General features: G+C 37.3%; 20 protein-coding genes. 10 read left to right on the forward strand and 10 right to left on the reverse strand.

Annotated features, from left to right (window positions below; all coding sequences use genetic code 11):
• Positions 1 to 84: 84 nt before the first annotated feature.
• The 3 genes from ACINWC743_RS06680 to ACINWC743_RS06690 are packed head-to-tail and all read left to right on the forward strand — an operon-like array spanning position 85 to position 1,853.
• Complete coding sequence (locus ACINWC743_RS06680; RefSeq protein WP_004831331.1) at positions 85 to 663, forward strand: hypothetical protein; 579 nt, start codon at positions 85 to 87, stop codon at positions 661 to 663.
• A complete protein-coding gene (locus tag ACINWC743_RS06685; protein ID WP_009584891.1) occupies positions 633 to 1,136 on the forward strand; it encodes a chalcone isomerase family protein in 504 nt (167 codons plus the stop codon). Before ACINWC743_RS06680 ends, ACINWC743_RS06685 begins: the two co-directional genes overlap by 31 nt.
• Positions 1,137 to 1,154: 18 nt before the next feature.
• Positions 1,155 to 1,853, forward strand: coding sequence for a response regulator transcription factor (locus tag ACINWC743_RS06690; protein WP_004831333.1), 699 nt, complete (start codon positions 1,155 to 1,157; stop codon positions 1,851 to 1,853).
• Here ACINWC743_RS06690 and ACINWC743_RS06695 read toward each other — a convergent pair.
• The 8 genes from ACINWC743_RS06695 to dctA all read right to left on the reverse strand — a co-directional run bounded on the left by ACINWC743_RS06695 (position 1,846) and on the right by dctA (position 11,170).
• Complete coding sequence (locus tag ACINWC743_RS06695) at positions 1,846 to 3,168, reverse strand: sensor histidine kinase (RefSeq protein WP_009584880.1); 1,323 nt, start codon at positions 3,166 to 3,168, stop codon at positions 1,846 to 1,848. The genes ACINWC743_RS06690 and ACINWC743_RS06695 overlap by 8 nt on opposite strands.
• A gap of 47 nt (positions 3,169 to 3,215) precedes the next feature.
• Positions 3,216 to 4,265, reverse strand: coding sequence for an SAM-dependent methyltransferase (locus ACINWC743_RS06700; RefSeq protein WP_009584899.1), 1,050 nt, complete (start codon positions 4,263 to 4,265; stop codon positions 3,216 to 3,218).
• An 8-nt stretch (positions 4,266 to 4,273) separates the two neighbouring features.
• The gene (locus ACINWC743_RS06705) at positions 4,274 to 5,053 is read right to left on the reverse strand and encodes a DUF1295 domain-containing protein (protein WP_009584906.1); all 780 of its coding nucleotides are present in this window, start codon (positions 5,051 to 5,053) and stop codon (positions 4,274 to 4,276) included.
• Between the two features lie 38 nt (positions 5,054 to 5,091).
• The gene (locus tag ACINWC743_RS06710; RefSeq protein ID WP_009584841.1) at positions 5,092 to 6,288 is read right to left on the reverse strand and encodes an SAM-dependent methyltransferase; all 1,197 of its coding nucleotides are present in this window, start codon (positions 6,286 to 6,288) and stop codon (positions 5,092 to 5,094) included.
• Positions 6,285 to 7,079, reverse strand: a complete 795-nt coding sequence (locus ACINWC743_RS06715; RefSeq protein WP_009584853.1) for a DUF1365 domain-containing protein — start codon at positions 7,077 to 7,079, stop codon at positions 6,285 to 6,287. The genes ACINWC743_RS06710 and ACINWC743_RS06715 overlap by 4 nt, the downstream gene beginning before the upstream one ends.
• Positions 7,080 to 7,087: 8 nt before the next feature.
• Positions 7,088 to 8,362 (reverse strand): NAD(P)/FAD-dependent oxidoreductase, encoded by a 1,275-nt coding sequence (locus ACINWC743_RS06720; RefSeq protein ID WP_009584889.1) that lies wholly within the window; start codon positions 8,360 to 8,362, stop codon positions 7,088 to 7,090.
• Complete coding sequence (locus ACINWC743_RS06725) at positions 8,359 to 9,348, reverse strand: acyl-CoA desaturase (protein WP_009584894.1); 990 nt, start codon at positions 9,346 to 9,348, stop codon at positions 8,359 to 8,361. The genes ACINWC743_RS06720 and ACINWC743_RS06725 overlap by 4 nt, the downstream gene beginning before the upstream one ends.
• A gap of 493 nt (positions 9,349 to 9,841) precedes the next feature.
• Complete coding sequence (gene dctA / locus ACINWC743_RS06730) at positions 9,842 to 11,170, reverse strand: C4-dicarboxylate transporter DctA (protein WP_009584901.1); 1,329 nt, start codon at positions 11,168 to 11,170, stop codon at positions 9,842 to 9,844.
• A 452-nt stretch (positions 11,171 to 11,622) separates the two neighbouring features.
• Here dctA and mutS point away from each other — a divergent pair, with 452 nt between their 5' ends.
• The 4 genes from mutS (at position 11,623) to ACINWC743_RS06750 (ending at position 16,478) form a co-directional block, all read left to right on the forward strand.
• On the forward strand, positions 11,623 to 14,277 hold the full coding sequence (mutS, locus tag ACINWC743_RS06735) for a DNA mismatch repair protein MutS (protein WP_009584902.1): 2,655 nt from the start codon (positions 11,623 to 11,625) through the stop codon (positions 14,275 to 14,277).
• A gap of 141 nt (positions 14,278 to 14,418) precedes the next feature.
• A complete protein-coding gene (locus tag ACINWC743_RS06740; protein WP_049044730.1) occupies positions 14,419 to 14,955 on the forward strand; it encodes a GNAT family N-acetyltransferase in 537 nt (178 codons plus the stop codon).
• Positions 14,956 to 15,294: 339 nt separating this feature from the next.
• Complete coding sequence (gene fdxA, locus ACINWC743_RS06745; protein ID WP_004831407.1) at positions 15,295 to 15,618, forward strand: ferredoxin FdxA; 324 nt, start codon at positions 15,295 to 15,297, stop codon at positions 15,616 to 15,618.
• 140 nt (positions 15,619 to 15,758) lie between these two features.
• The gene (locus ACINWC743_RS06750) at positions 15,759 to 16,478 is read left to right on the forward strand and encodes a D-Ala-D-Ala carboxypeptidase family metallohydrolase (protein ID WP_004831408.1); all 720 of its coding nucleotides are present in this window, start codon (positions 15,759 to 15,761) and stop codon (positions 16,476 to 16,478) included.
• 421 nt (positions 16,479 to 16,899) lie between these two features.
• Here the strand turns inward: ACINWC743_RS06750 and ACINWC743_RS06755 are convergent, their stop codons facing one another.
• Together ACINWC743_RS06755 and ACINWC743_RS06760 are read right to left on the reverse strand one after the other, a co-directional pair.
• Positions 16,900 to 18,432, reverse strand: a complete 1,533-nt coding sequence (locus ACINWC743_RS06755; protein ID WP_009584847.1) for a pyridoxal phosphate-dependent decarboxylase family protein — start codon at positions 18,430 to 18,432, stop codon at positions 16,900 to 16,902.
• Between the two features lie 3 nt (positions 18,433 to 18,435).
• Positions 18,436 to 19,809, reverse strand: a complete 1,374-nt coding sequence (locus tag ACINWC743_RS06760) for a diaminobutyrate--2-oxoglutarate transaminase (RefSeq protein ID WP_004831411.1) — start codon at positions 19,807 to 19,809, stop codon at positions 18,436 to 18,438.
• Positions 19,810 to 20,311: 502 nt separating this feature from the next.
• Between ACINWC743_RS06760 and ACINWC743_RS06765 the strand changes: the two genes are divergently transcribed.
• The 3 genes from ACINWC743_RS06765 to ACINWC743_RS06775 all read left to right on the forward strand — a co-directional run bounded on the left by ACINWC743_RS06765 (position 20,312) and on the right by ACINWC743_RS06775 (position 24,349).
• Positions 20,312 to 21,016: an SIMPL domain-containing protein gene (locus ACINWC743_RS06765; protein WP_004831412.1), complete on the forward strand. Its 705-nt coding sequence runs from the start codon at positions 20,312 to 20,314 to the stop codon at positions 21,014 to 21,016.
• Positions 21,017 to 21,234: 218 nt separating this feature from the next.
• On the forward strand, positions 21,235 to 23,439 hold the full coding sequence (locus ACINWC743_RS06770; protein ID WP_009584834.1) for a TonB-dependent receptor family protein: 2,205 nt from the start codon (positions 21,235 to 21,237) through the stop codon (positions 23,437 to 23,439).
• A 142-nt stretch (positions 23,440 to 23,581) separates the two neighbouring features.
• On the forward strand, positions 23,582 to 24,349 hold the full coding sequence (locus tag ACINWC743_RS06775) for a sulfite exporter TauE/SafE family protein (protein WP_009584887.1): 768 nt from the start codon (positions 23,582 to 23,584) through the stop codon (positions 24,347 to 24,349).
• Positions 24,350 to 24,375 lie beyond the last annotated feature (26 nt).

Below are 24,375 nucleotides of genomic sequence, written 5' to 3' on the forward strand. Positions count from 1 at the left end.
GTATTACCGATAATTTTCCTATCTGACTTCACATCCCGTTCACAACTACTTATCTACAGTATTAGATAAGACTCCAAATGGATAATGAACGTGAAAAACTCAAAAAAAATATTTGCCTCCATCTTCACACTTCTTTGTGTATCTGGATGCAAAAGTATTCCTAGTTACTCCGCAGATTATGGTAAAGCTAGAAATAATGTAGTTGGTATTCCATTGACCGATACTCAAGCATTAGATATTGGCACCCGCTTTACATCCACCTTCAATACCTTAGGTACAGCTGAATTCATCGATAAGGCAAGTTCGTTATACGCAGATCAACTCTATATCAATGACACTCTTTCTCAATTTTCATCGCGACAAAATTTGATTGAACATTTTAAAGGCATGAATAAACGAGTTAGCAATGTTACAGTCAAATTATTAAACACGACCTATCACCGAGATTCTGCATATATTCATTGGTTTATGGCTTATGATTTCAAAATTTTTGGTGTGAATAAAACGATGGCGTCTTATGGCATCAGCGAAATCAAAGTCAACAAAGATCAACAAATTATTTTCCAACAAGACTTTTGGGATCCAGCAAATGGTTTGTTTCGCCAGTTACCTTATTTCGGAGGCTTATATTCATGGGTATTAACATTCAAAAAATCACCGTAATGATTATATCTGTAGCAAGTTTATCCATCAGTATTTCAAATGTTCAAGCAGCAACATTTAAACAGTGTGGAAATGGTGCGATTTTAGTTGGTACAAAACAGATTGGTCAGGCAAGCTACTTTGCAGAATCTTGTAAACAGACTTGGGAAAATCAAAGTATTCAAATGAATTTTTTATACAACCAGAATATTCCTGAATGGGCTTTCAAACGTGCAGCCACTCATTTTTTAAAGAAAAATATTCCTGATTTTAAAGAAACATCGGCTTTAAACCAAATTACACAGCTTTATAAACCAGTTAAAAATGGGGATTTATATACCTTAAGTTACGTCCATTCATCCCACATATTAACGCTTTCACTGAATGGAAAAATATTAGGTCATATCCAAAATGATCAAGCCAATCAATATTTTAAAATTTGGTTAGGTTCGGCGCCATTTAATGCTAAATTGAAGCAACAACTCTTAAATTAACAACATAAAGTTATTGTAATGACAAAATATTTTATCCTTATGGTGGAAGACCATTACGAATTAGCCTCTACACTCTGTGAATTTTTAGAAGCACATGATTTTGTCATTGATCATGCACGTAACTTAGATACAGCACGTAATTTATTGAAAAATCATCCTTATCATATTCTTTTATTGGATATCAATTTACCTGATGGTTGTGGTTTCGATCTTTGCCACTGGTTAAGGACTGAACAAGGTCTAGATATCCCTGTGCTTATGCTAACAGCACGTGACACATTGGATGACAAAATTAAAGGTTTTTCTTCAGGAACCGATGATTACTTGATTAAGCCTTTCGACTTTAACGAGTTGGTTATGCGTGTTCGAGCATTGATCAAAAGATCTATAGGAGAGGTCTCGAATAGCAAATTACAAATTCATGATCTGATCTTAGATAGTTCACAACAGACAATTCACCGTGCCGGAAAAAATATAGAACTTCCACCTATTCAATTTAAATTATTAAAATTATTGATGAGGAATTCTCCCAAAGTTATGACCAAACAAGAAATTATCATAGAACTTTGGGGAGATGAAGAACCTGAAAGTGATGCACTACGTAGCCATATTTATAACTTACGAAAAATGGTGGATAAGCCCTTTAATCAAAAATTAATTCATACCGTGTCAGGTGTTGGCTTAAAAATTTCTCTTGAACCTGATTCATTTAATTAAGATAAACCACAACGACCAGTCCTGTCGATGGTATTAACGCTATATCATTGTGAATACTCAAATAATAGAGGCGATCAAATAACTCTACACGCCAGCCTAATTGTTTACACAGCTTTTGCACCAGTTGGAGTCCAATACCGTGTCCTTTAGTTTGCAACCTTAATTGAGGGCTAGATAAATCCTGTACTTTATTATCATTGAGTAAATGAATACCTATACCGTTATCAGCAATCAGAACTTTGTTTTTTTGTATGATGATATCGATTTCTGATCCTTGGGAATAATTTAAGGCATTCCGTAAAATATTGCCGAAAACCATTTTTGTCATAGAGGGATACAACTGTCGTGTCTGTTCTGCTATCCCCTGATAAAGATTAATTTGTATTCCTTTCACTTGCCCCACACTTTCAAGATCAGTTTGTAATTCTTGTAAGATTTTAAATATTGAGCTGTGTTCTGGTATAAGTGTGTTTGTCGTATTACGAGCAATTGCCAATAAAGTATCAACCAGTAACTGCATATCCTCTATGGTATTGCTCAAACGAACAAAGACTTTATTATCTCCATAACGAGCTTGGCAAAGCTGAACATTACCTTTAAGGACAGTTAAAGGTGTTCGTAATTCATGACTAACATCACGACTAAATTCACGCTCACGATGAATAAATTCACTCAAAACTTGATGGTATTTCTCTAACGCTTGTTTTAAATATTCTGCTTCCATATTTGCATCAGTACTAATATCCTTAAATGGTGATGCCCCTTTGTTCTGGTGATCCCAGTCAATATTTTCTAAAGCATTGGCAAGTCTAGTGATTGGAGAAAAATAACGACGTGCACGACGGTTCCACCACCAAAGTACGCTATAAAGCACAAACAAACTTAACATGAGAGGTGCCAATCCAAACAACCAAATCAGTTTATTGACATTACTTTCACCAAAAACTAAAAGCACATGCTGTCCATTACGCTCACCATAAACAGTCATACGCTCCTTGCCATCCACAAAATGACGGCCAACGCCTGGTGTTAAATGCATGTTCTGAAAACTATTTGGCGCTGCCTTAGTCCAGCGATATCCATATAAATTTTTAGTATCAGGCAAATCTGCATTTGGATTACGCTCTACACGCATCCAATAATGTTCCATTTCCTGTTCTAGTGCAGTTTTCAACAAAGTGCCTTTAATCACCCACGCACTACATGTAATACCAATCACGATCGATAAAGCAATCAATCCGATTTGTAACCAGTAATATCGATTAAAGACTTCACCCAAGGGATGGGCACGCTTGCCCTTAAATAGTCTCAGCATAAATATGCTCCCTTGTGTGCCCCAATAAACAACACATTCAATTCAGGTTATAAGACTTTCTTGCAAAACAAAAAATGACCAATAACCCATTCTTGTCCCTGTTCAAAACCAAAAAGTTCAGCACAAGCCATAAAAAAGATTCGCCAACGTTGCCACCATATTGCTGCATCTTTACCATAGGTTTGTTCAAATAATGGTTTTAAACTTTGATGTTGTCGGTCCATATTTTCAAGCCAAGCATTTGCTGTTCTTTCATATTGTTTACCTGACCATTGCCAATGCTGTTCTAATTGTAAGTGATCTTGAAAATGTAAGAAAGTCGATGCAGATGGCATAAGTCCACCACTAAAAAAGTATTTCGACATCCAATCATATTCATTTTTAATTTCAAATGGATAATGTAAAAACCGATGACAAAAAATGTGACACCACAATAATCCATCAGGTTTGAGCCAGAGATTTATTTTTTCAAATAACTTTTGGTAATTACGCACATGCTCAAACATTTCCACCGATACCACACGATCATATGCACTGGATTCAAGTTCTAATACATTGACATCACAGGTGATCACTTTTAAATGATTGTACTGCCGTAATTTAGCTTGTTCCTGAATATATTCACGTTGCGTTGCTGAGTTTGATACCACCGTAATGGAGGCATTCGGATAATGCTCAGCCATCCATAAACTTAAGGATCCCCAACCACAACCGATTTCCAAAATGTGTTGACCATCTTTTAATTTTGCTCGCTCGCAATAACATGCTAAAGCCAACGCTTCAGCTTCGTCTAGACTGGTTTGTGCATCTGTGAATAGACTCGCACTATATTTTAAGTGCTTTCCTAGTACAGACTGAAAAAATGCAGTGGGAAGTTCATAATGCTGCTCGTTAGCTTTTTCAGTTTCAATCGCAATTTCACTACGTTTAAGCATGTTCACAACATCCATGTAACGCTGACTACCCAATTCAGGATCATAACGTCCTTCTTGAATTAAACGCTTTTTACTTAAACTTCGGATCACCGCACGTATAGCTTGATCTGGGATCAGCCCACTTTCGACCAGCTTTAAAGATTGTTGAATAATATAATCCATATTTTGATCTACTCTTTAGGTTGCCACGGAATAAACATTGAGGTTCGTTTTTGATAATCTCGGTAATTTTGACCACGATGACGTAATGCTTGCTGTTCGCTAAACGGAATACCCGTGATGTAATATAAAAATACCCACATCAGTAATGGATAAATCCATAGCAGATAAAGCCCAGCCGCTAATCCTAGAATAGGATAGGCAAACCAATGTAACCATTCAAAAAAATAATTCGGATGACGCGAATATTTCCATAATCCTTGATCCATGGTTTGACCTTGATTATTTGGATTCTGTTTAAAACGATATAGCTGCTGATCGGCAGTGCTTTCACCAATAAAAGCCAGTAACATCACCAGTGCGGCTGCAATCTGTGCCCAATAGATCCATTCATTCCACTGTGTTTTTGGGGAACTGAGTAACGATAGCATGGGATAAGAAAACAAAAGCGCGAGTCCTGCTTGAAACATAAAAAAAGCCAAGAATCCCAAATGTTTGAATTGCCCCATAGCACGGCGCATATTGGCATAACGACGGTCTTCTTCTGTTTCATGCCAGTAACGGCGAAATAAATGCCACGTCAGGCGTAAAAACCAAATGCTGCTTGAAAGTCCAATAAAGATACGCACACTTAGAGGTGCTGTATCCAGCAAAAAAGCCGCTAACATCACATTCAATGCAATACAGAAACTCCATGCTACATCGACTAAACCCGCACGATTGTTATAGCTTACGATGAGCCAACAGAGCAGCATAATCACAACATCAAGTAAAAACAATTTCAAAAACATTTTGCTTACTCCTTGATATATCAATGAATGCTTAGAAGTTAATAAATATTTGCTTCAAACAACATATGTACATCACTGATTACGCCCTCTTTGAATCCTCCTTCGCAATAACATAAATAGAAGTCCCACATTCGAATAAAATTTTCATCAAATCCAAGTTCAAGAACTTGTTCACGAGCAGCTAAAAAATTTTTCCGCCAAAGATGCAATGTTTGTGCATAACTTTGACCAATATCTTCCAAATGTTTTAAACGTAATTTTTGTTCGGATGCCGTTTGCGTTAATACACTGATACATGGAATAAAACTACCAGGGAAAATATACCGTTTAATATAATCAACAGTTTTTAACGCTTTTTTATAGCGTGCGTCTTCAATGGTAATGGCTTGAATTAACCCCAATCCTTTTGGTTTCAATAAATTACGACATTGTTTAAAATAAGTAGATAAATATTGTTCACCTACCGCTTCAATCATTTCAATTGAAACCAATTTGTCGAATTTACCGTCAAGCAAGCGATAATCTTTTAGTTGCACCTCTACCCGATGTGCTAAGCCTGCTGCTTCAATACGCGCCACGGCTTCATCATATTGTGCTTGTGAAATCGTAATCGTTGTTACCTTACAGCCATAATTTTGTGCAGCATAAAGTGCAAAACCGCCCCATCCACTTCCAATTTCGACCAAATGATCCATGGGTTTGAGTTGTAGTTTTTGGCAGATCAAATCTTTTTTATACTCTGAGGCTTGCTCCAAAGTCATTTCAGCATCTTTAAACACGGCACTCGAATACATCATTGATGGATCAAGAAATAATTTAAAGAAATCATTACTCAGGTCATAATGATCTGCGATATTTTTACGACTCCCCTTGATCGAGTTTTTACGCTTTTTATACCAAGCTTTTAAAAAAAATTGGCTCGCTTGAGCAATAATATTTTGATTTAATTGATCCAAAAGATCACGGTTACGTGCCAAAATTTGAATCAATTCAACCAAATGATTGGTACTCCAATAACCACGAATATAGCCTTCAGCTGCGCCTAGCACACCATACTTGAAGATCAAGTCCACCAATTTTTTATCATGAACCTGAACTACTGCTACTAACTCAATACTGTCACCGACAAAACCATTCCACACCCCGCTAAATATAATTTGACCATGACGGAGTTTTAACAAACTTTGTAAAATCAAAGGTAGAGAATCTTGTTCACTGGAAATAAGTGCTTTCATCGCTTTGTTTTTCCTTTTTGTTTATTGGGATGCCGATAAAATGGGACCTTTTTCTTCCATAAACGAAAAGCATTTAGATAAATTCCCGCCATCATTTTGAAAGGTTCAAAGACACTATGAATAGCATATCGATGCTGTTGTGAAGAAACTGTGATGGGGGTTAGTGAAAATCGCATAGTTGCATCAAATTGCAGTACATCTTGTTGAAAAAGCTGCATATGAATCACATTTTGTTGCGCAGAGAAATTAAAACTCCATTTGTAATTGATGTCCATTGGCATAAAAGGAGAAACATGAAATGATTTTTTAAACTCGAATTTATAGCTGTTAAATTGAGAATGTTGTACAGCTTTGTCACGACAGTCGTGTACATATACTTTACGTTCTTCCCATGGCGTGTTGGTGATTTCACTTAGAATAAATAGCGGCTTTTCACTGGCATCAAAAATGAAAAAGAATACCACTGAGTTAAATCGATAACCTAAAGTTCTCGGCAAGGCTAAAACTCGAATCTGTGTATCTAAACCTAGTAGACTATTGGCTTGTTTTAATAATATTTTTTCAATTTTTTGCCGAATTGTTCCATATTCTTCTATTAAAAAATCATTCGGATCAAGTTTGAGTAAATTCCAACGTTGTGATGACCATAAATAAGATTGCTCGGTAAAATAGTGGATTTGATCTGGGTCAAACCATAAATAATTTAACTTTGCTTCAAATTGATGGAACTTAGGTAAATAGCGTCGATGCCGGATCGAGGCGGGAGCTATAGCTAATTCAGTCAGCAACATGAGAACTCCTAGATTAGCTTTTCTATATGCTTCACAACTTGAGCTGCACTACGTACACCATCCTCGTGAAACCCCCATCCCCAATAGGCACCACAAAATGATGTTCGATTTTGTCCATTAATCTCAGACCAGCGTCCTTGCGCTCCTATGGCTGATACATCAAATACAGGATGACGATACTCGCGCTCAACTAAAATCAGCTCTGGTTTAATGTCAAAATTTGGATTCAATGTAGCGAAAATTTGTGTTTGGCAGGACAAGTTTTGTAATTTGTTCATCCAGTAGCTAAATGTGTAATGAACTCTTGGCTTGATATTTTGCGTATCAAAATTTGATTGATCTTCAGTAATATGTACATGCCAACTCGCCCATTGAGATTTCGACTTGGGCATAATTGTCAGATCATGATGCACCACCATTTTATTGTCTTGATAGGAAAATTTGGACAACACCTCCTGCTCTAATTCAGATGGATCATTTAATAACTTTAGACTGTCATCTGCATGACTTGCAAAAACCACCCAATCAAATTTTTGTGTCTCATACTCTGTTTGAACAATCACTTGATCCGTCAAACGAGATACACTGATTACTGCTTGTTTTTTAAACTCAATATTTGCAGACTGCTGTTGAATGGCTTCGACATAACGAGCTGAACCACCAATGATAGTTTGCCATTGAGGGCGATCTTTAAGCTGAAGCATTCGATGGTGTTGAAAAAAACTCACCACAAATTTATAAGGAATTTTTCCTACTTGATCAATCGGACATGACCATAATGCCCCACACATTGGATATAAATGCTCTTGGCGAAAAGCCTCGGAATATCCATTTTGATTTAGATAATCTTCAATACTTAAATTGATCTCAAGATCATTCACCACGACAGTTTTATTTGCTGAATAAAATTTAAAAAGATCAGAAAGCATGGCTCTAAATTTTGATTTAAAAAAATTTTGTGGCCTACTTAGTAAAGAAATTTTTTTTGAAGGGTTATATTGTAAACCCGTAATTAGATTATTGACCGAAAAACTCATATCACTGTTTTGTGCTTTTACACCTAACTCAGCGATCATCTGGCTAAATAATGGATAATTATAATGATTGAATACAATAAAACCACTATCAATAGCGAGTTTTTGCTCATCAATGATCATATCATGTGTATCAGTATGCCCACCAAAATACGTATTTTTCTCAAATATAGTGACCTGATGATGTTTTGAAAGTTTCCATGCAGCATACAGTCCAGAAATTCCTGACCCAATAATCGCAATTTTCATGAAGATTCCCCAGTTGAACTTTTATTGGTGTTTGTTTTAATGAAGATATTTACTTTAGTTGCTGATTGAGCAATTTTACTAAATTCATAGACTCGTGCTGGTATTGGTTTCAATCCCCAGACTAAACCGATCCAAGACATCATTTTTAAAAGATAATAAGTGATATCAATTTGCCACCAATAAAAACCTTGCCTAGCGCTCCCAGCATAATAATGATGGTTGTTATGCCATCCCTCACCTAAAGTAATGATCGATAAAAATAAGTTGTTTCGACTTTGATCTTCTGTTTCAAAATCTCGACTGCCATATAAATGTGCGAGTGAATTAATACATAAAGTGGCATGAATTAATAAAACTGTTGAAACAACAAAGCCCCAGACCAATAGTTGTAGACCTGATGTGGCAAGCGATGGATAGACAACGGCAAGCCACTCACCCAAAGCATAAATTGACACTGCGGTTAGCAGCACAATGATCAAGCTAAAACGATCTAACCACACCAGTTCAGGATATTTCAGCCAATCTTTGACCACTTCTTTACGCGTGGCAAAATTATAATCATTTAAAAACCAGCCTAAATGGCTATACCAAAAACCATAGGTCGATGAATGTGGATCATGTTCTGTATCCGTAAACCGATGATGATAACGATGATGCGCAGCCCACCACAAAGGTCCACGTTGAGCACTCATCGTTCCAATCAACACAAAAACAAATTGAACTATTCGTGAGGTTTGGAACGTTTTATGTGACAAATATCGATGGAAAAATGCAGTAATTGAAAACATTCTTATCAGATAAAATAGCAACATGAAAGTGACAGCAAACCAAGATACCCCGACATAAAATATACCGAGACAGGCAACATGCAGAATAATAAAAGGAATAATGCGTACCCATTGAATTTTCTTGCTTTCTGGAGAACTGGTCTGTACCTGAATCGGACGGGACCAACTGTCTATCCACTGCCTAACACGATTCAACATAGAGGTATCCTAATTTTCTAATCATTGGATTTTATATAAAGAAGTTTAATCAACCCGAAATGAAATTTATGTGAAGTGAATATTTTTTTTCATGACACTAAAACGTTAATGTAGATGACTATATCGGTCAATAACTCCATTTATTTTCATTCTATTGTTATAGCAATATCTTAATTAGTTTGCACATAACGTTGCCATGCCCATACTTGGCTTATATAAAGTATTTAAAAATGTATTGTCTGATTCTCATCACTAAAGTCAAAGGTAATCTCCCCTCAAAATAATCGATTTATGTGCTAAACAGATCGTTAAGGTCAACCAACGTCAAAGTTAAGGTTCAATTAAATTGGGTGAGTGAAATCAAACATAGAAAGATAATTTTGAATAAATATTCAGAAAAAATAAGAAATGATCAGGAAATGGCTTTTACCTAAAGTAATTTGCTATTTCAAGAATGCCAATCAACTTTATTGGCATTCTTTTCATCGAATCATCAATATATTATGGATTTTTCATCAATAGGTTTTAATTGGGGTGGTGTTTGAACTAGCTCAGACTTAGCCCAATTAGGATCATTTAGCATACGTTGTACCTGTTGAACATCTACATCTTTTTCCCAAGAGCCAATGACTAAGGTAGCAACACAGTTGCCAATTAAGTTACTGACTGCTCGAATAATTCCGATCACCCAATCTATTGAAAGAATCAGCACTAAACCAATTGCAGGTATAATTGGAAAGCTGGATAACGTAGCAGCTAAAACAACAATTGCTGATGCAGGAATACCATGCGCACCTTTTGAAGTAAACAAAGTTATAAGCAAGATGATGAGTAAGTCTGAAATTGATAGATGAACGCCAGTAGCCTGTGCAATAAAGACAACAGCAAGTGTCAAGTAGATTGAAAATCCATCAAGATTAAAAGAGTATCCAGATGGAATAACAAGACTTACAGTTGTGTCTTTAATACCGAGTTTTTTTAATTTATACATGACTTGTGGTAACACCGAATCAGATGATGATGTCCCACAGACAATCAAAATTTCTTCTTTAAAGTATCTTATGAATTTAAAAATGTTATACCCTAATAATTTTAATATGAGTCCAAGTATGACAACGACAAAGAAAATAACGGTCATATAGTAAATGAGTATCAAATAGCCTAGATTAACAAGCGTTGCAATTCCGAATTGAGCTACAGTAAAAGCGATTGCACCAAAAACGCCTATAGGTGCCAATTTCACAATAAGCGCCATTATTTTAAAAATAACTTGAGAAATCTTATCAATCAAAGATGCCACTGGAACCTTAGTATCTTTAGGAAGCATTGATAATGCAACACCGAACAGAATAGCGAAAACAACAACTTGAAGAACATCATTCCCTGTAAATGCTCCTACAGCAGTTTGAGGAATCATGTTTAAGAAAAAATCTGATACTCCAGTAACAGCATGAATATTCTCATTATATTTTTCCAACTGTGATGCATCTAATGTTGATAAATCTACATTCATTCCATGACCAGGTTTAAAGATATATGCAACAATGAGCCCTAGTACAAGTGCAATTGAGGTCATGACCTCGAAATAAATTAAAGTCTTTGCACCAACCTTACCTGCTTTCTTTAAATCGCCAGCACCATATATACCTAAAACAATCACGCAAAATATAAGTGGAGCAATAAGCATTTTAACTAATTTGACAAATCCTGTACCTAAAACTTGGAAATTCTTAGCAATTTCTGGAGAAAAATACCCAAATAAACATCCCAAAAATAAAGCAATAATGACTTGGGTAAATAAAGAATTTCTAATTAATTTCATAAATTAGCTCAATGATAGGACTAAATTAAGAAAAGCAAAATGGATGCCAACTCAAATAAGCCCTTTTGAGTTCTTTCAAATTTAGATTACAAATTACCAAAAATAGCCAACTTTTTAACTTGACTAATATTCTTCCCCCCTTGTTTACAGCATCTTCTTTCTCATTTTATTAATGACCCGTGCAGATAGCGCCATCTTTCTTTTTGCTGTTTATTTCCTCACTCATCTCAGGATTATTTTTTATTAATCCTCCTCAATTTGCTAAGATGGAGCTTAGAGAAATTGAGCTAATCGTCTCCCCTTTGTTGATTTAATTTCAACAATCACAAGTACACTTCAAGGTATACTTCCGCTTTGATTAGTTCACATTCACTCAGAAAAATTGGATTCGGTTAGACGGCCAGGCTTTTTTAGATTTATATTTTTTGCTTAAATTCAGGGATTTCATGTACATGAATAACACAGAAATAACGGCTGACTTATCATCTCACACCCCAATGATGCAGCAATATTTAAAAGTAAAAATGCAACATCCACATTCATTAATGTTCTATCGCATGGGCGACTTTTACGAACTGTTCTTTGATGATGCAAAAAAAGCTGCCAAACTGCTTGGAATCACGCTTACGCACCGTGGGAAAGCCAACGGCGAACCTATTCCAATGGCGGGTGTACCTTATCATGCAGCTGAAGGCTACTTGGCTCGTCTAGTCAAAAAAGGCGAAGCGGTGGTGATCTGTGAGCAAATTGGTGAAGTCACAGGAAAAGGACCTGTTGAACGCGGCGTAGTCAGAATCATTACACCAGGAACGTTAACTGATGATGCCTTATTGACGGCAACACAATCCTCCAATCTTGTTGCCTTATGCTTTCAGCAAAATCAAATCGGTATCGCCTTACTTGACCTAAGTGCAGGTATTTTTAAAGTACAGCAGCAAGATTTTAAATCTGAAAATTTAGCGATTGAACTGGCACGATTAATGCCAAGTGAAATTCTAGTCGATGAAGACATTGTCGACCCGAATATTATTGAGCAAATAAAAAAACAAATTGAGTGTCCAATCACCAAACGCCCTAATGTTGATTTTAATTTAAATAATGCACAAAAAACCTTATGTGATCAGTTTGCTGTTTCCACACTTTCTGGCTTTGGGATTGATCATTTACCGCTGGCTAAAGCCGCAGCTGCTGCCTTACTTCATTATGCGAAAGAAACCCAAAAAACGGCATTACCGCATATTCGTTCAATTAAGTTAGAACAAAGTTCTGATTTCATTGCGCTCGATCCTGTCACACGTCGTAATTTAGAAATTATTGATCCACTCTTTGAACATGGAACATCATTATTTAGTTTGATCAATGATTGCCAAACTGCAATGGGCAGCCGATTGCTTGCACGTACGCTGATGCAACCCATACGCGATACACAAATACTCGATGAGCGTCTAGACGCCACAGATACATTGCTCAAAGGTTATCATGAAGCGCCTGTACGTTTAGTGCTTAAAGAAATTGGAGATATTGAGCGTGTTTTAAGTCGAGTCGCTCTTGGAAGTGCTCGTCCACGTGATTTGGTACAACTGCGTCAGGCATGCGCCCAAATCCCATTTTTAAGGCATGCCCTGCAACCCATTCTCAATACTCAACAATCTAAATTAATTGGACAATTAAATGAAGAATTGGGTGATTTTAATGGATTACACCAACGTTTAATGTCAGCCATTGTTGAACACCCTCCTGTTTTATTGCGTGATGGCAATGTCATTGCAGAAGGCTTTGATACTGAATTAGATGAACTTCGTAAAATCCGGGATCATGCAGGGCAATTTTTAATTGATCTGGAAATTAAAGAACGTGAAACAACGGGTATCAATACCTTAAAAATTGGCTATAACCGTGTGAGTGGCTACTATATTGAACTCACCCGTGCTCAGGCAGAACAAGCACCTGAACATTATATACGTCGCCAAACCTTGAAAAATGCTGAGCGTTACATTACCCCAGAGTTAAAATCCTTTGAAGACAAAGTGCTTTCCAGTGAATCTCGAGCATTGGCTAGAGAAAAGCTACTCTTTGAAATGTTGTTAGATGAATTAAGAGCAGACATTGCCAATTTGCAAATGATGAGTGCATCCATTGCACATATTGACCTATTGGCTAACTTTGCGCATCAAGCACGTTTAAACAATTGGAATCGACCAGAATATAGCCCCGATATCGGCATTAAAATTACTGCTGGTCGTCATCCCGTGGTCGAATCATTAAGTAAAGCACCATTTACGCCAAATGATACCCAGCTTGATTTTAATCATCGTATGGCGATCATTACTGGACCAAATATGGGGGGTAAATCGACCTTTATGCGTCAAACCGCATTAATCAGTCTACTTGCCTATTGCGGTAGTTTCGTTCCTGCAAAAGCTGCAAAACTAGGACCTATAGATCGTATCTTTACCCGTATTGGTTCTGCAGATGATTTGTCTACAGGTAAATCTACCTTCATGGTTGAAATGACTGAGACCTCTCAAATTTTGCACCATGCCACCAATCAGTCTTTAGTGCTGATGGATGAGGTTGGTCGGGGTACAAGTACTTATGATGGTTTGTCACTGGCTTGGGCATGTGTACTCGACTTAACTAAACGCATCAAATGCTTATGTTTATTCGCAACCCATTATTTTGAATTAACCGAATTATCAAAAGAAGTCGCAATTGATAATTATCACGTCACTGCTAAAGAATTGAATGGTAATTTGATTTTATTGCATAAAGTACAGCAAGGTCCTGCCAGTCAAAGCCATGGTTTACAAGTTGCAAAACTTGCAGGGATTCCTGCTGGGGTGATTAAAGAAGCACAAAAACGCTTAAAAATTTTAGAGAAGCAACAACAGCAACAATTGCAATCCGTTGTACAAAATGATCTATTTGCCAATGTTGACCAACCTGAACCTGAAACACAGGAGCAGATTATTGAAATTGAAAAAGTCATTGAAATTATTAAACCTTCTCCAGTGCTCGATACTTTGGCAAATATCGACCTAGATGATTTAACTCCTCGCCAAGCACTTGAACAATTGTATGCACTGAAAGCTGCTTTAAAGTCATAGACCAATATCCCAGGACCTGTTTATTGTTTAAGAGGGTTCTGGAAAAATGTATTACAAGTAAACCGATTATCTAAATTCAAAAACATAAAGTTTTGATGTATAAAAAGTCATTAAAACCGATTTGAGGGCTGTAAAATTAAGATTTCCTTTAGACCATTACAATACGCTGAGATTGATTTAATTTGGCAACAGATTGATCGAAAAGAGTTAATCACACATATGTATCTACAACACAGCCAACAACTTCAGCGTATTGACTGCTTTTATGATGTTCTGTGTTGGGATCAGTATCATCTAGAAAATGACCCACCTTTGATCAAACATCTTTGCCAACAAGGTGCAATTTGCATAGGTGGCTTTACTCCGTCAAATCAACTCATCGCAGTTCAGGTCGTATCAAATCAAAAAATTACTGATTATCCTCAAGCGAAGCTACTGCAATATTTTTATGTAGATGCCCACCATCAAAGTCATGGCATTGGCAGTCAGTTGATGCAAACAGCCATTAAATCTGCAAAACAGTTAGGTGCAAAACAACTCTATATTTCAGCAACTCCCACTCAACGTACAGTCGATTTTTATCTCAAGCAAGGCGCAAAGCTTTTAGAAAAGCCTGATCATCAACTATGGTCTTTGGAACCCGAGGATATCCATTTAATCTATAATCTCAGCGAATAGTCCATATAGAGAAATATAGTCAACGATCATTCAGTCTAAACAGACAGCATGTTCGGTTTATTTTTCAAGCAATAAAATAATTTTTGTGTTTTTTCAATATTACAGTTATGCCCTATTTTTAATATGCTTAGCATTTTTTTAACTATACTTTCTCTATAATTATTACTCATACTCACATAAATGAGAAATACATCACAAAATAAACCTTCTTACTATAAAAAAAATTGATTCAGCAGGTTCTTCTATATTAAATATCAATAAAAGCAATTGTTACTTTGTCGCGTTTTCCCTAAAATACACCATTATTAATTAGAACCATATTTTTAGGTAGCTGACGCCATGACCTTTGTTGTCACTGAAAATTGTATTAAGTGTAAATATCAAGACTGCGTAGAAGTATGTCCAGTAGACTGTTTTTATGAAGGTCCTAATTTCCTTGTGATTAGCCCAGACGAATGTATTGACTGTGCATTATGTGAACCTGAGTGCCCTGCAAATGCAATTTTCTCAGAAGATGAATTACCTGAAGGTCAAGAAGTCTTTATTGAATTAAACGCTGAACTTGCACAAAAATGGCCGAACATTACCCAAATTGGCGATCAACCCGAAGATCGTGAAGAATGGAATGGTAAGCCAGACAAATTACAGTATTTAGAAAAATAAGTATTGTTCTAAAAGATCAGCTTAGGCTGATCTTTTTTGCATTTAAATATGTAATTTATACATTTATTTGCAATTTATTCATAATACCCAACCTAAACTAGACTAGAATACTCCGTTACTTGCTTTAGCTAATATTGAGAATGAAATTTATTTTGAAAGGTCTACTTGCTGTCGGTGTTACTACAATGATTCTGGCCGGATGTACATCTTCCCCTCAAAAGAATCCAACAATTAGCACACCGCATGGTCAACGTATTTATATTCCTGAAGAAAAAATTACGATTGAACGACCCATCCCACAAAAAACCATGCCCGCCTCTTATCGTCAATGGTTAATGTATGGTGACAACCAGTCTCGTGCGCGTGGTTATGAACGTTTTCTTGAACAAAACAATGCAGGAAATATTATTCCAAGTTTTGAATTATTTAAAACTGCACGGGATTGGGAAAAATGCGGTAAATCAGAATATATGATTCCAAGTCGAGAGCTATGGAATAATCAATTACCGACATTGAAAGTGTTCAAATATCTGGTTGCATCCAAAGTTTTAACAGACTTTACGGTTACTTCAGTTTATCGTGACCTACCATTGAATCAATGTGCGGGTGGCGCTGGCTCTTCACGTCATTTATTTAATTCAGCCATCGACTTTCGTATAGGTCCTGAAAACCCTCAACCTGAAGATTATGCTTATATTGAACACACCAAGTTTAAACTGTGTCAATTTTGGTCACAGTACGGTCAAAGCTTAAACATGGGCTTAGGTCTATATGCTTCAGGACAAATCCATATTGATACTCAAGGTTATCGTACTTGGGGACCTGACTTGACCCGTAATAGCTCAATGTGTAATTTTTAAGTCAAAGTTCAATTTAAAAAGAGATCGATAAGATCTCTTTTTTTTATGACCAAGTATTTGATCATAAATGAAGCTTATGTTTCTGTATGAACTTTAAAAACTAGGTGATCAATTCGTTTTTTGTGCTTTTAGGTTCTAGATGGTTACCCTACCGTGGGGTGACATGGATGTCGCCGTTGGGTGGAGGTATTTAAACTTTGAATGCAAGGTGTGGCATTGCAAGCTTCTTTACAAGCAAATAATTTATTCTTACAGGGAATTGATTTAATCAAAAGAGATTATATTCTTGCGTCTGAGTTCTTTGACAGGTTGACTATATTTTAGATCAAAACACCTTTAAATAAAAAACGCCCAATGAAATTCATCGGGCGTTTTTTGAAATAAACAAAGTCTATTTCATTTCAATCAACATAGTTTAAACCTAGTCAATTGCAGGCGTATATGTACCATCAGCGATTGCTGCTTTGATACGATCTGCTTCGTCCAATACCAAAGCAAGAAGATTCTTCACGTTATCTAAAGTTGCAACTGGGCTTAAAGTGGTCATTTTCAAAGATTGCACCTGCCCCACTTTAGTCACACCAATATTTGCTTCACCACGTGCAAATAATTCATCTGCAACGTTTTGATTCAATGTATCCAGTAATTCCACAGGGTAATTCTCTGGAACGACACGGAACAACACCGATGCAAATTGTGGATCAACCAGCATTTCCAAACCAGCAGTAGCATTGATGTAATCTGCCACTTCGCGAGTAAGTTTAACGCCATGATCAATCATTGAACCATAAAGCTCTTCACCTAGGTTTTCGATGGTCATCCACAATTTTAACGCATCGAAACGACGCGTTGTTTGTAGAGACTTCGAAACAAGGTTTGGTACGCCATGTTCTTCATCATAAGCCGAATTTAAATATTCAGCTTCATAATGCATGAAACGATAGTTCGCTTCATCTTTCAACAAGAACGCGCCACATGAAATGCTTTGGAAATAGTGCTTATGGAAGTCTAAGGTGATCGAATCAGACAATTCAATGCCATCAAGCATTGAACGGTAATCATTTGATAAGATCAGTGCACCACCCCATGCTGCGTCGATATGCATCCACGCGCCATATTTATTGGTGATTGCGCGGATTTTTTTCAATGGATCAATCGCACCAGCGTCGGTTGTCCCAGCAGTCGCAACAACACAAGCAACAATTTTGCCTTCAGCCTGTAAATGCGCCATAGTTTTTTCTAGTGCATCGACATCCATCTGTGCATTTTCATTGACTGGTACAGTCACAACCGACTGAAAGCCCATGCCCATCATCGCCATGTTCTTTTGAACAGAGAAATGTGCATTTTCAGAGCAAATCACTTTGACATTACGCATCGCTTCGTTTGGAACACCGTCACGTTGAACAGACCAAGGACGACCATCCTCATCTTTCCAATTCTTGGCAATGCACCAGTCACGCGCCAACAGTACACCCATCAAATTAGACTGTGTACCGCCAGAAGTGAACACCCCTGCTTGACCTGAACCATAACCTACTTTTTGACGCAACCAATCGATTAATTGAACTTCCATCAATGAGCCTGCTGGGCTTTGATCCCAAGAGTCCATTGACTGGTTTGTGGCATTAATCAACACTTCAGCAATTTGACTGGTCACCATCGTTGGACAGTGCAAATGTGCTAAAGAATGTGGGTGATGTACTTTTAAACTTTTATTAAGGAAAAGTTCAACCATACGCTCAAGCGACTGGTGAAGTCCTAAACCTTGTTTAGACGGCGCAAAAGAAATCGCTTCACGAAGTTCTTTGATACTTCCGCCTGTGTACATTTTATCGTTTTGCAACCATGCTGCGACTGCTTTAGTCGCCTCAGCCATTGCTGACTCATAGTCAGCAATAGATTGAGCATCATTGCAGAGTAACGCTTTACGATGTTCTGCAAAATCTACCATAAATCAAGCGCCTCGAACTGCAACAAGAGCTTCTGCAACAGCTTTCTTAAAGCGCGCAATTGCATCTTCACACTCTTCTTGAGTAATGATCAACGGACAAAGTAGACGGATCACCGTACCACTGCGACCGCCTTTTTCTAACAATAGTTTATTGTTAAAACATGCTGTTTGAATTGCAGCTGCCAATTGTGAATCAGCAGGAAGCGAACCCATATGATCTGCTTGCTTACGCTCATCCACAATTTCAACACCGATCATCAAACCGCGACCACGAACATTACCGATACATGGGAATTCTTGGGCTAATTTTTTCAATTCAGCTTGTAAGAAATCACCACGTTCTTGTGCATTTTTCGCCAGATTTTGCTCTTTGATTGTTTTAATCGTTGCAAGACCAGTACCCATAGCAAGTTGGTTACCACGGAAAGTCCCCGTATGACCTGCTGGCTGCCAAGCATCAAACTTACGTTTAATCCCTAATACAGCCAATGGTAGGCTACCACCCACTGCTTTTGACATCACCACAACATCAGGTTCAATACCTGCATGTTCAAAGGCAAACATTTTACCTGAACGTGCAAAGCCAGCTTGGACTTCGTCTAAAATCAACACGATATTATGACGTTCAGTCACTTCACGGATTTTTTGCAACCATTTTGCAGGTGCAGACACAACACCACCTTCACCTTGAATCGCTTCAAGGATTACAGCAGCAGGTTTGGTCACACCGCTTTCGACATCTTCAATGAAGTTCTCGAAATAATAGGTAAGAGCATCTACACCTGCTTCACCGCCGATCCCTAGTGGACAACGGTATTCATGCGGATATGGCATAAATTGTACGCCTGGCATTAAGCCATTCACCGCATTTTTAGCAGATAAGTTACCTGTCATCGCTAGTGCACCATGTGTCATACCATGGTAACCACCAGAGAAACTGATCACAGTACTACGACCAGTATATGTTTTTGCCAACTTAATCGCTGCTTCTGTACCATCTGCACCAGATGGACCACAGAACTGTAGACAATACTCTTCTTTTCCACCTGGGAGTTGTTCAAGTAGTGCTTCAGTAAAAGCATCTTTTAAAGGCGTTGTTAAATCTAAAGTATGTAAAGGTAAACCACTTGCTAAAGTGTCTTGAATACTTTTAATCACCGCAGGATGGTTATGGCCTAAAGCCAATGTTCCTGCCCCAGCTAAACAATCGAGGTACTTTGTACCTTCAACATCGGTAACCCAACAACCATGTGCTTCCGCTATCGCTAACGGTAATTTACGTGGATAACTACGAACATTCGATTCCATCTGACTTTGGCGAGTCAAGTAGTATTCGTTTGTGGAAGTGGCAGCAGGATTTACAGAAGTAACGCTCATATCGAATTACCATCTCTGATATGGGTTGAAAGAAATAAGTCGGGTGACTTGTGGTCCTTTGACTCGGTGCTTTATAGAAATCTAGTTAGAGAGCTTTTAATATTCATAACTAGGAGCGCGATAATACAGTTTTTTACAAGAAAATAAATAACTTTTATGTACTTATCTACTCTCCATTTATCGAAAAAAACATTTAGCTCAATCCAGTTCAAGTATTATTATCATACTATGTGACAAAGCAAAGAAAAGTAGACAATTAAAATCACTTTACCTATAAGACACGATCTTATACAAATCCAATATTCTATAAGTGCGTAAATAATTCATTTTAAAAAATTTTTAAATAAAACATTATTGCAATTTCTATGTAAATTATTACAAATGCACCACAAAATCCGCCATAGTTTTTCCACAAACTACCATTATCATCAAAAACAGATTCAATTTATACAATATATCTTTTGGTCATAAAATTTAATCAAACAATTTTTAAGGATGACTTATGCGTTACTTAGCCTTAACCACTTTACTTCTGGGAACTACACTGAGCACAATGACAATGGCAGCTGATAATGATCCGCTAAACTACAACATCGTAAATGTTCAAGCAGATGCGACACGTCAAGTGTCTAATGATGAAATGCATGCCGTACTGTTTATTGAAAAAACCAACAAACAGCCTGCCGAGCTTTCCGCACAAATCACTCAATTAATGAATCAAGCCATTGCGATCTCTAAAAAATATCCACAAGTTAAAGTCGAAACAGGTTCACAAACCACCTATCCTGTATATGACAATGACAATCAAAAGTTAAAAGATTGGCGTGGTCGTGCTGAAATCCAAATCGAAAGTAAAGACTTTAAAGCAGCAAGCCAACTAATCAATGAATTGCAAAACAGCTTCCAAACCCAGTCAATTAATTTCACAGTGTCTGATGAACAACGTAAAAAAGTTGAAAATGAATTAATGGTTGAAGCTTCGAAAAACTTCCAGCAACGTGCGCAAATTTTAACGCAAGCATGGAACAAATCGTCTTATAACTTGGTGAATATCAACATCAATACCAGCAACTCTTATCCACAACCGATTTATGCCGCACGTGCATCTATGGCTAAGTTTGAAGCTGCCGATGCTGGTGGACAAAATATGGCTGCTGGTGAGTCGAAGATCACAGTAAATGCCAATGGTTCTATCCAGTTTAAATAATCTCGTTGATTTAACTTTAAATCAGATTCATAGAAAAAATCAGATTGATAGAAACCGTGCTTAGGCACGGTTTTTAAGTCTTTATGCCTAACAATTTGATTGTTTATTACAAATTCCACTTATTTTAACCAAACCATAGTTTTAAATGATAATCATCATGATTTAAAAATAATATTGAACAGATTAAGATACGCACAATTCCAAATTTTTAAGCGCATATGAATATTTCGATTCACAACACACGCTGTCACTCAGCGTTCAAACCAAGCCCTCTGAGTCTTGCGATTGCAGTTTCATTCAGTTTTATATCCGTAGCATCTTATGCAGAGGATATCCAAGAAGATACGCCTAAAGCCCTTAAAACAATTACCGTCCAAGCTGAAGGAAATTGGCTTGAAGAGGCCAATGCTGAAAAAGTGCATAAACATGCTGGTGCACGTAGCATTGTTGATCGTAAAAAAATGGATGAATCTGCGGTGACCTCCATTCGTGATGCACTAAAGCAAGTTCCTGGTGTGCAAGTTCAAGACAGTAATGGTACTGGTGGAAGTGATGTATCACTCAATTTAGGTGTACGCGGTCTCACCTCTCGTCTCTCGCCACGCTCTACAGTTTTGATGGATGGTGTTCCATTATCCTTTGCACCTTATGGACAACCACAATTATCTATGGCACCTGTGTCAATGGGTAATATTGAATCTATTGATGTCGTTCGTGGTGCAGGTACAGTTCGCTTCGGACCTCAAAATGTCGGAGGCATCATCAACTTCAATACGCGTGCAATTCCTGAGAAATTATCAGGTTCAGTTGGCTTAACAACTGAGTTTGCTACAGGAACAGACCAACTGAAGTACAGCCCAAACCTATTTGTTGGCGGAACAATGGAGAATGGTTTAGGGCTTGCCTTACTCTATTCTGGAACCAAAGGGAATGGTTATCGTGAAGCCAATAATGACATTGATATTGATGATGTGATGTTGAAATCTTCATATCAGTTTAATGACCAAGATGCTTTGGCGGTCAATCTGCATCATTATGAAGGTCGCGGTGAAATGCCTGAGGGTTTAACCACCGCTGACTATGCAAAAAATCCTTACCAATCCAATCAATTTCGAAATTATTTTGCAGGTCGACGTTCTGATGTTTCTGTGAAATATAGCCATAAAGACGAACTGAATAATTTTGAAGTGTTAGGCTATTACGTCGATTCTTTCCGTACCAGTGATCTAGAGTCTGCCATTGAAGGTACTGCAAATAGTCGAATTAGCAACTCTCCACGTGATTATAAATACTTTGGAATTGAGCCACGTTATTCACGTGCCTATAGCTTGGGTAATATGAATAATGAGGTGACTGTAGGCTATCGTTATTTACAAGAAGACAGTTCTGAATTTTCAGGTCGTACAACACCATATAACACGGCAACAGGTATACCAGGCGAACGTTTAGCCAATACAATCAGTGAAGGTGGAACCAAAGCCCATGCACTCTATATAGATAACCGTTTTGGATTAGGCGCATTCACCATTACCCCGGGTGTACGTTTTGAATCGATTAAAACACATAATGATTATAGCGCTTATCAAAGTGGAAAATTCATCAATACAGTACATCCAAAAATCAAATCGGATGAATTTCTACCAAGCTTAGCATTGCAATACAATTTCAATGATCAATGGAATATCTTTGCCAATGCAGCTGTTTCCTTTGGTCCTCAACAATATAATCAGTTAGCAAAAGTTGATGCAGGACAAGCCGTTACGACACTAGATGGATTACACCCCGAAAAATCTAATAACTATGAAATTGGTACCAAATACCTTGGCAATGGTTTAAACGCAGAACTCACTGTATTCTACTTGGACTTTGACAAAGAACTGATATTAGAACGTCCTGATAATATTGGTACAGGGATCTGGACCAATCTTGGTGCAACCAGTCATAAAGGTATAGAGTTGGGCTTAAATTACGATTTTGGGCATCTCTATGACATGCTTGAAGGTCTGAAAGTCTATAGTAATTATACCTTTACCAAAGCTGTCTCAGAGGCTGGCAAATTTGAAGGCAAAGATCTCCCTTACTATTCACGTCATGTAGGGAATTTAGGTCTGGGCTATACATTTGAAAAATGGTCAGTCAATGCTGATATGTTTGCTCAATCTAAACAACATGCACCTGGCTCAGGTAATATTTATCAAACTGTAGAAAGTGCAGATGGTCGTATCGGGAACATACCTGGATATTCGACTTTTGCTGTGCGTACAGGCTATGATTTTGGTCAAGATTTTTATGGTTTAAAAATCGCAGCTGGTATTAAAAATGTATTTGATAAAGAATATTTTACTCGTTCCTCTGATTCAACAGGTGGAAAGTATGTAGGGCAACCACGCACTTTCTATTTGCAAACTTCAGTTAATTTCTAATCAGGTTGGCAAATCAGTTTAGAATTTCAAATTGTTTTTAATTTAAGCACAAATCTCAAAACATGAGATTTGTGCTTTTTTAATTACTTTTATTCGAATATCTTTTATGATTGTTTTCTTAAAAAAAGTTAGAACTTCTGTAATGGAATACGAAACAATACTGCTGAGTTTGGGGTTCTTTGCGTTTTGCGCGGGTTTAATTGATGCTGCCGTGGGTGGTGGTGGATTAGTACTCCTACCTGCGTTAATGCATGCTTTTCCGACTCGAAGTTTAGCCACTGTTTTTGGAACCAATAAAATTATTGCTATGGCAGGTACAGTGTCATCTGCATTTGCTTACTTTAAGAAAGTGACTATCAATTGGAAACTTATCTTGCCGACCATGTTGGCAGCATTTATATTTTCATTCTTCGGTGCGATGTCTGTTTCCTTAATTCCAAAAGAATTGATGCGCTATATCGTATTCTTTTTGCTTATCTTGATTGCAATCTACACTTTTGCCAAAAAAGATTTAGGTAAGATCCACACAGTTTTACAAACTGGAAAAAAAGAAATTGCACTTGGTCTATTTTTTGGTGCATTGATTGGTTTTTATGATGGAATTTTTGGACCAGGTACAGGTAGCTTCTTGCTGTTTTTGTTTGTTAAAGTATTTGCTTTTGATTTTCTAAATGCCTCAGCTTCTGCAAAATTGGTCAATGTTGCCACCAATATTTCCGCAATGTTTTTCTTTATTCCCGCAGGGCATATTTTATGGATGGCAGGAATTATTTTAGCCGTATGTAATGTACTCGGCTCTCTCGCAGGAACCGCCCTCGCCTTTAAATATGGGAGTGGTTTTATTCGAATTTTCTTTCTGATTCTTTTGATCTTTCTAATTGGACGGATGGGATATGATTTATTTCTTTAATCCAAACCAACCATTCAGATCTGCGT

The sequence above is a fragment of the Acinetobacter sp. WC-743 genome, from assembly GCF_000335555.1.
In the GTDB taxonomy this organism is placed as follows: domain Bacteria; phylum Pseudomonadota; class Gammaproteobacteria; order Pseudomonadales; family Moraxellaceae; genus Acinetobacter; species Acinetobacter bereziniae.

Bases quoted from the DNA above. Each gene is read 5' to 3' on its own strand.
- ACINWC743_RS06715 (WP_009584853.1), bottom strand. From the start codon at position 7,079: ATGTTGCTGACTGAATTAGCTATAGCTCCCGCCTCGATCCGGCATCGA.
- ACINWC743_RS06705 (WP_009584906.1), bottom strand. From the start codon at position 5,053: ATGTTTTTGAAATTGTTTTTACTTGATGTTGTGATTATGCTGCTCTGT.
- ACINWC743_RS06680 (WP_004831331.1), top strand. From the start codon at position 85: ATGAACGTGAAAAACTCAAAAAAAATATTTGCCTCCATCTTCACACTT.
- ACINWC743_RS06770 (WP_009584834.1), top strand. From the start codon at position 21,235: ATGAATATTTCGATTCACAACACACGCTGTCACTCAGCGTTCAAACCA.
- fdxA (WP_004831407.1), top strand. From the start codon at position 15,295: ATGACCTTTGTTGTCACTGAAAATTGTATTAAGTGTAAATATCAAGAC.
- ACINWC743_RS06765 (WP_004831412.1), top strand. From the start codon at position 20,312: ATGCGTTACTTAGCCTTAACCACTTTACTTCTGGGAACTACACTGAGC.
- ACINWC743_RS06685 (WP_009584891.1), top strand. From the start codon at position 633: ATGGGTATTAACATTCAAAAAATCACCGTAATGATTATATCTGTAGCA.
- ACINWC743_RS06750 (WP_004831408.1), top strand. From the start codon at position 15,759: ATGAAATTTATTTTGAAAGGTCTACTTGCTGTCGGTGTTACTACAATG.
- ACINWC743_RS06725 (WP_009584894.1), bottom strand. From the start codon at position 9,348: ATGTTGAATCGTGTTAGGCAGTGGATAGACAGTTGGTCCCGTCCGATT.
- ACINWC743_RS06700 (WP_009584899.1), bottom strand. From the start codon at position 4,265: ATGGATTATATTATTCAACAATCTTTAAAGCTGGTCGAAAGTGGGCTG.
- dctA (WP_009584901.1), bottom strand. From the start codon at position 11,170: ATGAAATTAATTAGAAATTCTTTATTTACCCAAGTCATTATTGCTTTA.
- ACINWC743_RS06760 (WP_004831411.1), bottom strand. From the start codon at position 19,809: ATGAGCGTTACTTCTGTAAATCCTGCTGCCACTTCCACAAACGAATAC.
- ACINWC743_RS06710 (WP_009584841.1), bottom strand. From the start codon at position 6,288: ATGAAAGCACTTATTTCCAGTGAACAAGATTCTCTACCTTTGATTTTA.
- ACINWC743_RS06695 (WP_009584880.1), bottom strand. From the start codon at position 3,168: ATGCTGAGACTATTTAAGGGCAAGCGTGCCCATCCCTTGGGTGAAGTC.
- ACINWC743_RS06690 (WP_004831333.1), top strand. From the start codon at position 1,155: ATGACAAAATATTTTATCCTTATGGTGGAAGACCATTACGAATTAGCC.
- mutS (WP_009584902.1), top strand. From the start codon at position 11,623: ATGAATAACACAGAAATAACGGCTGACTTATCATCTCACACCCCAATG.
- ACINWC743_RS06720 (WP_009584889.1), bottom strand. From the start codon at position 8,362: ATGAAAATTGCGATTATTGGGTCAGGAATTTCTGGACTGTATGCTGCA.
- ACINWC743_RS06775 (WP_009584887.1), top strand. From the start codon at position 23,582: ATGGAATACGAAACAATACTGCTGAGTTTGGGGTTCTTTGCGTTTTGC.
- ACINWC743_RS06755 (WP_009584847.1), bottom strand. From the start codon at position 18,432: ATGGTAGATTTTGCAGAACATCGTAAAGCGTTACTCTGCAATGATGCT.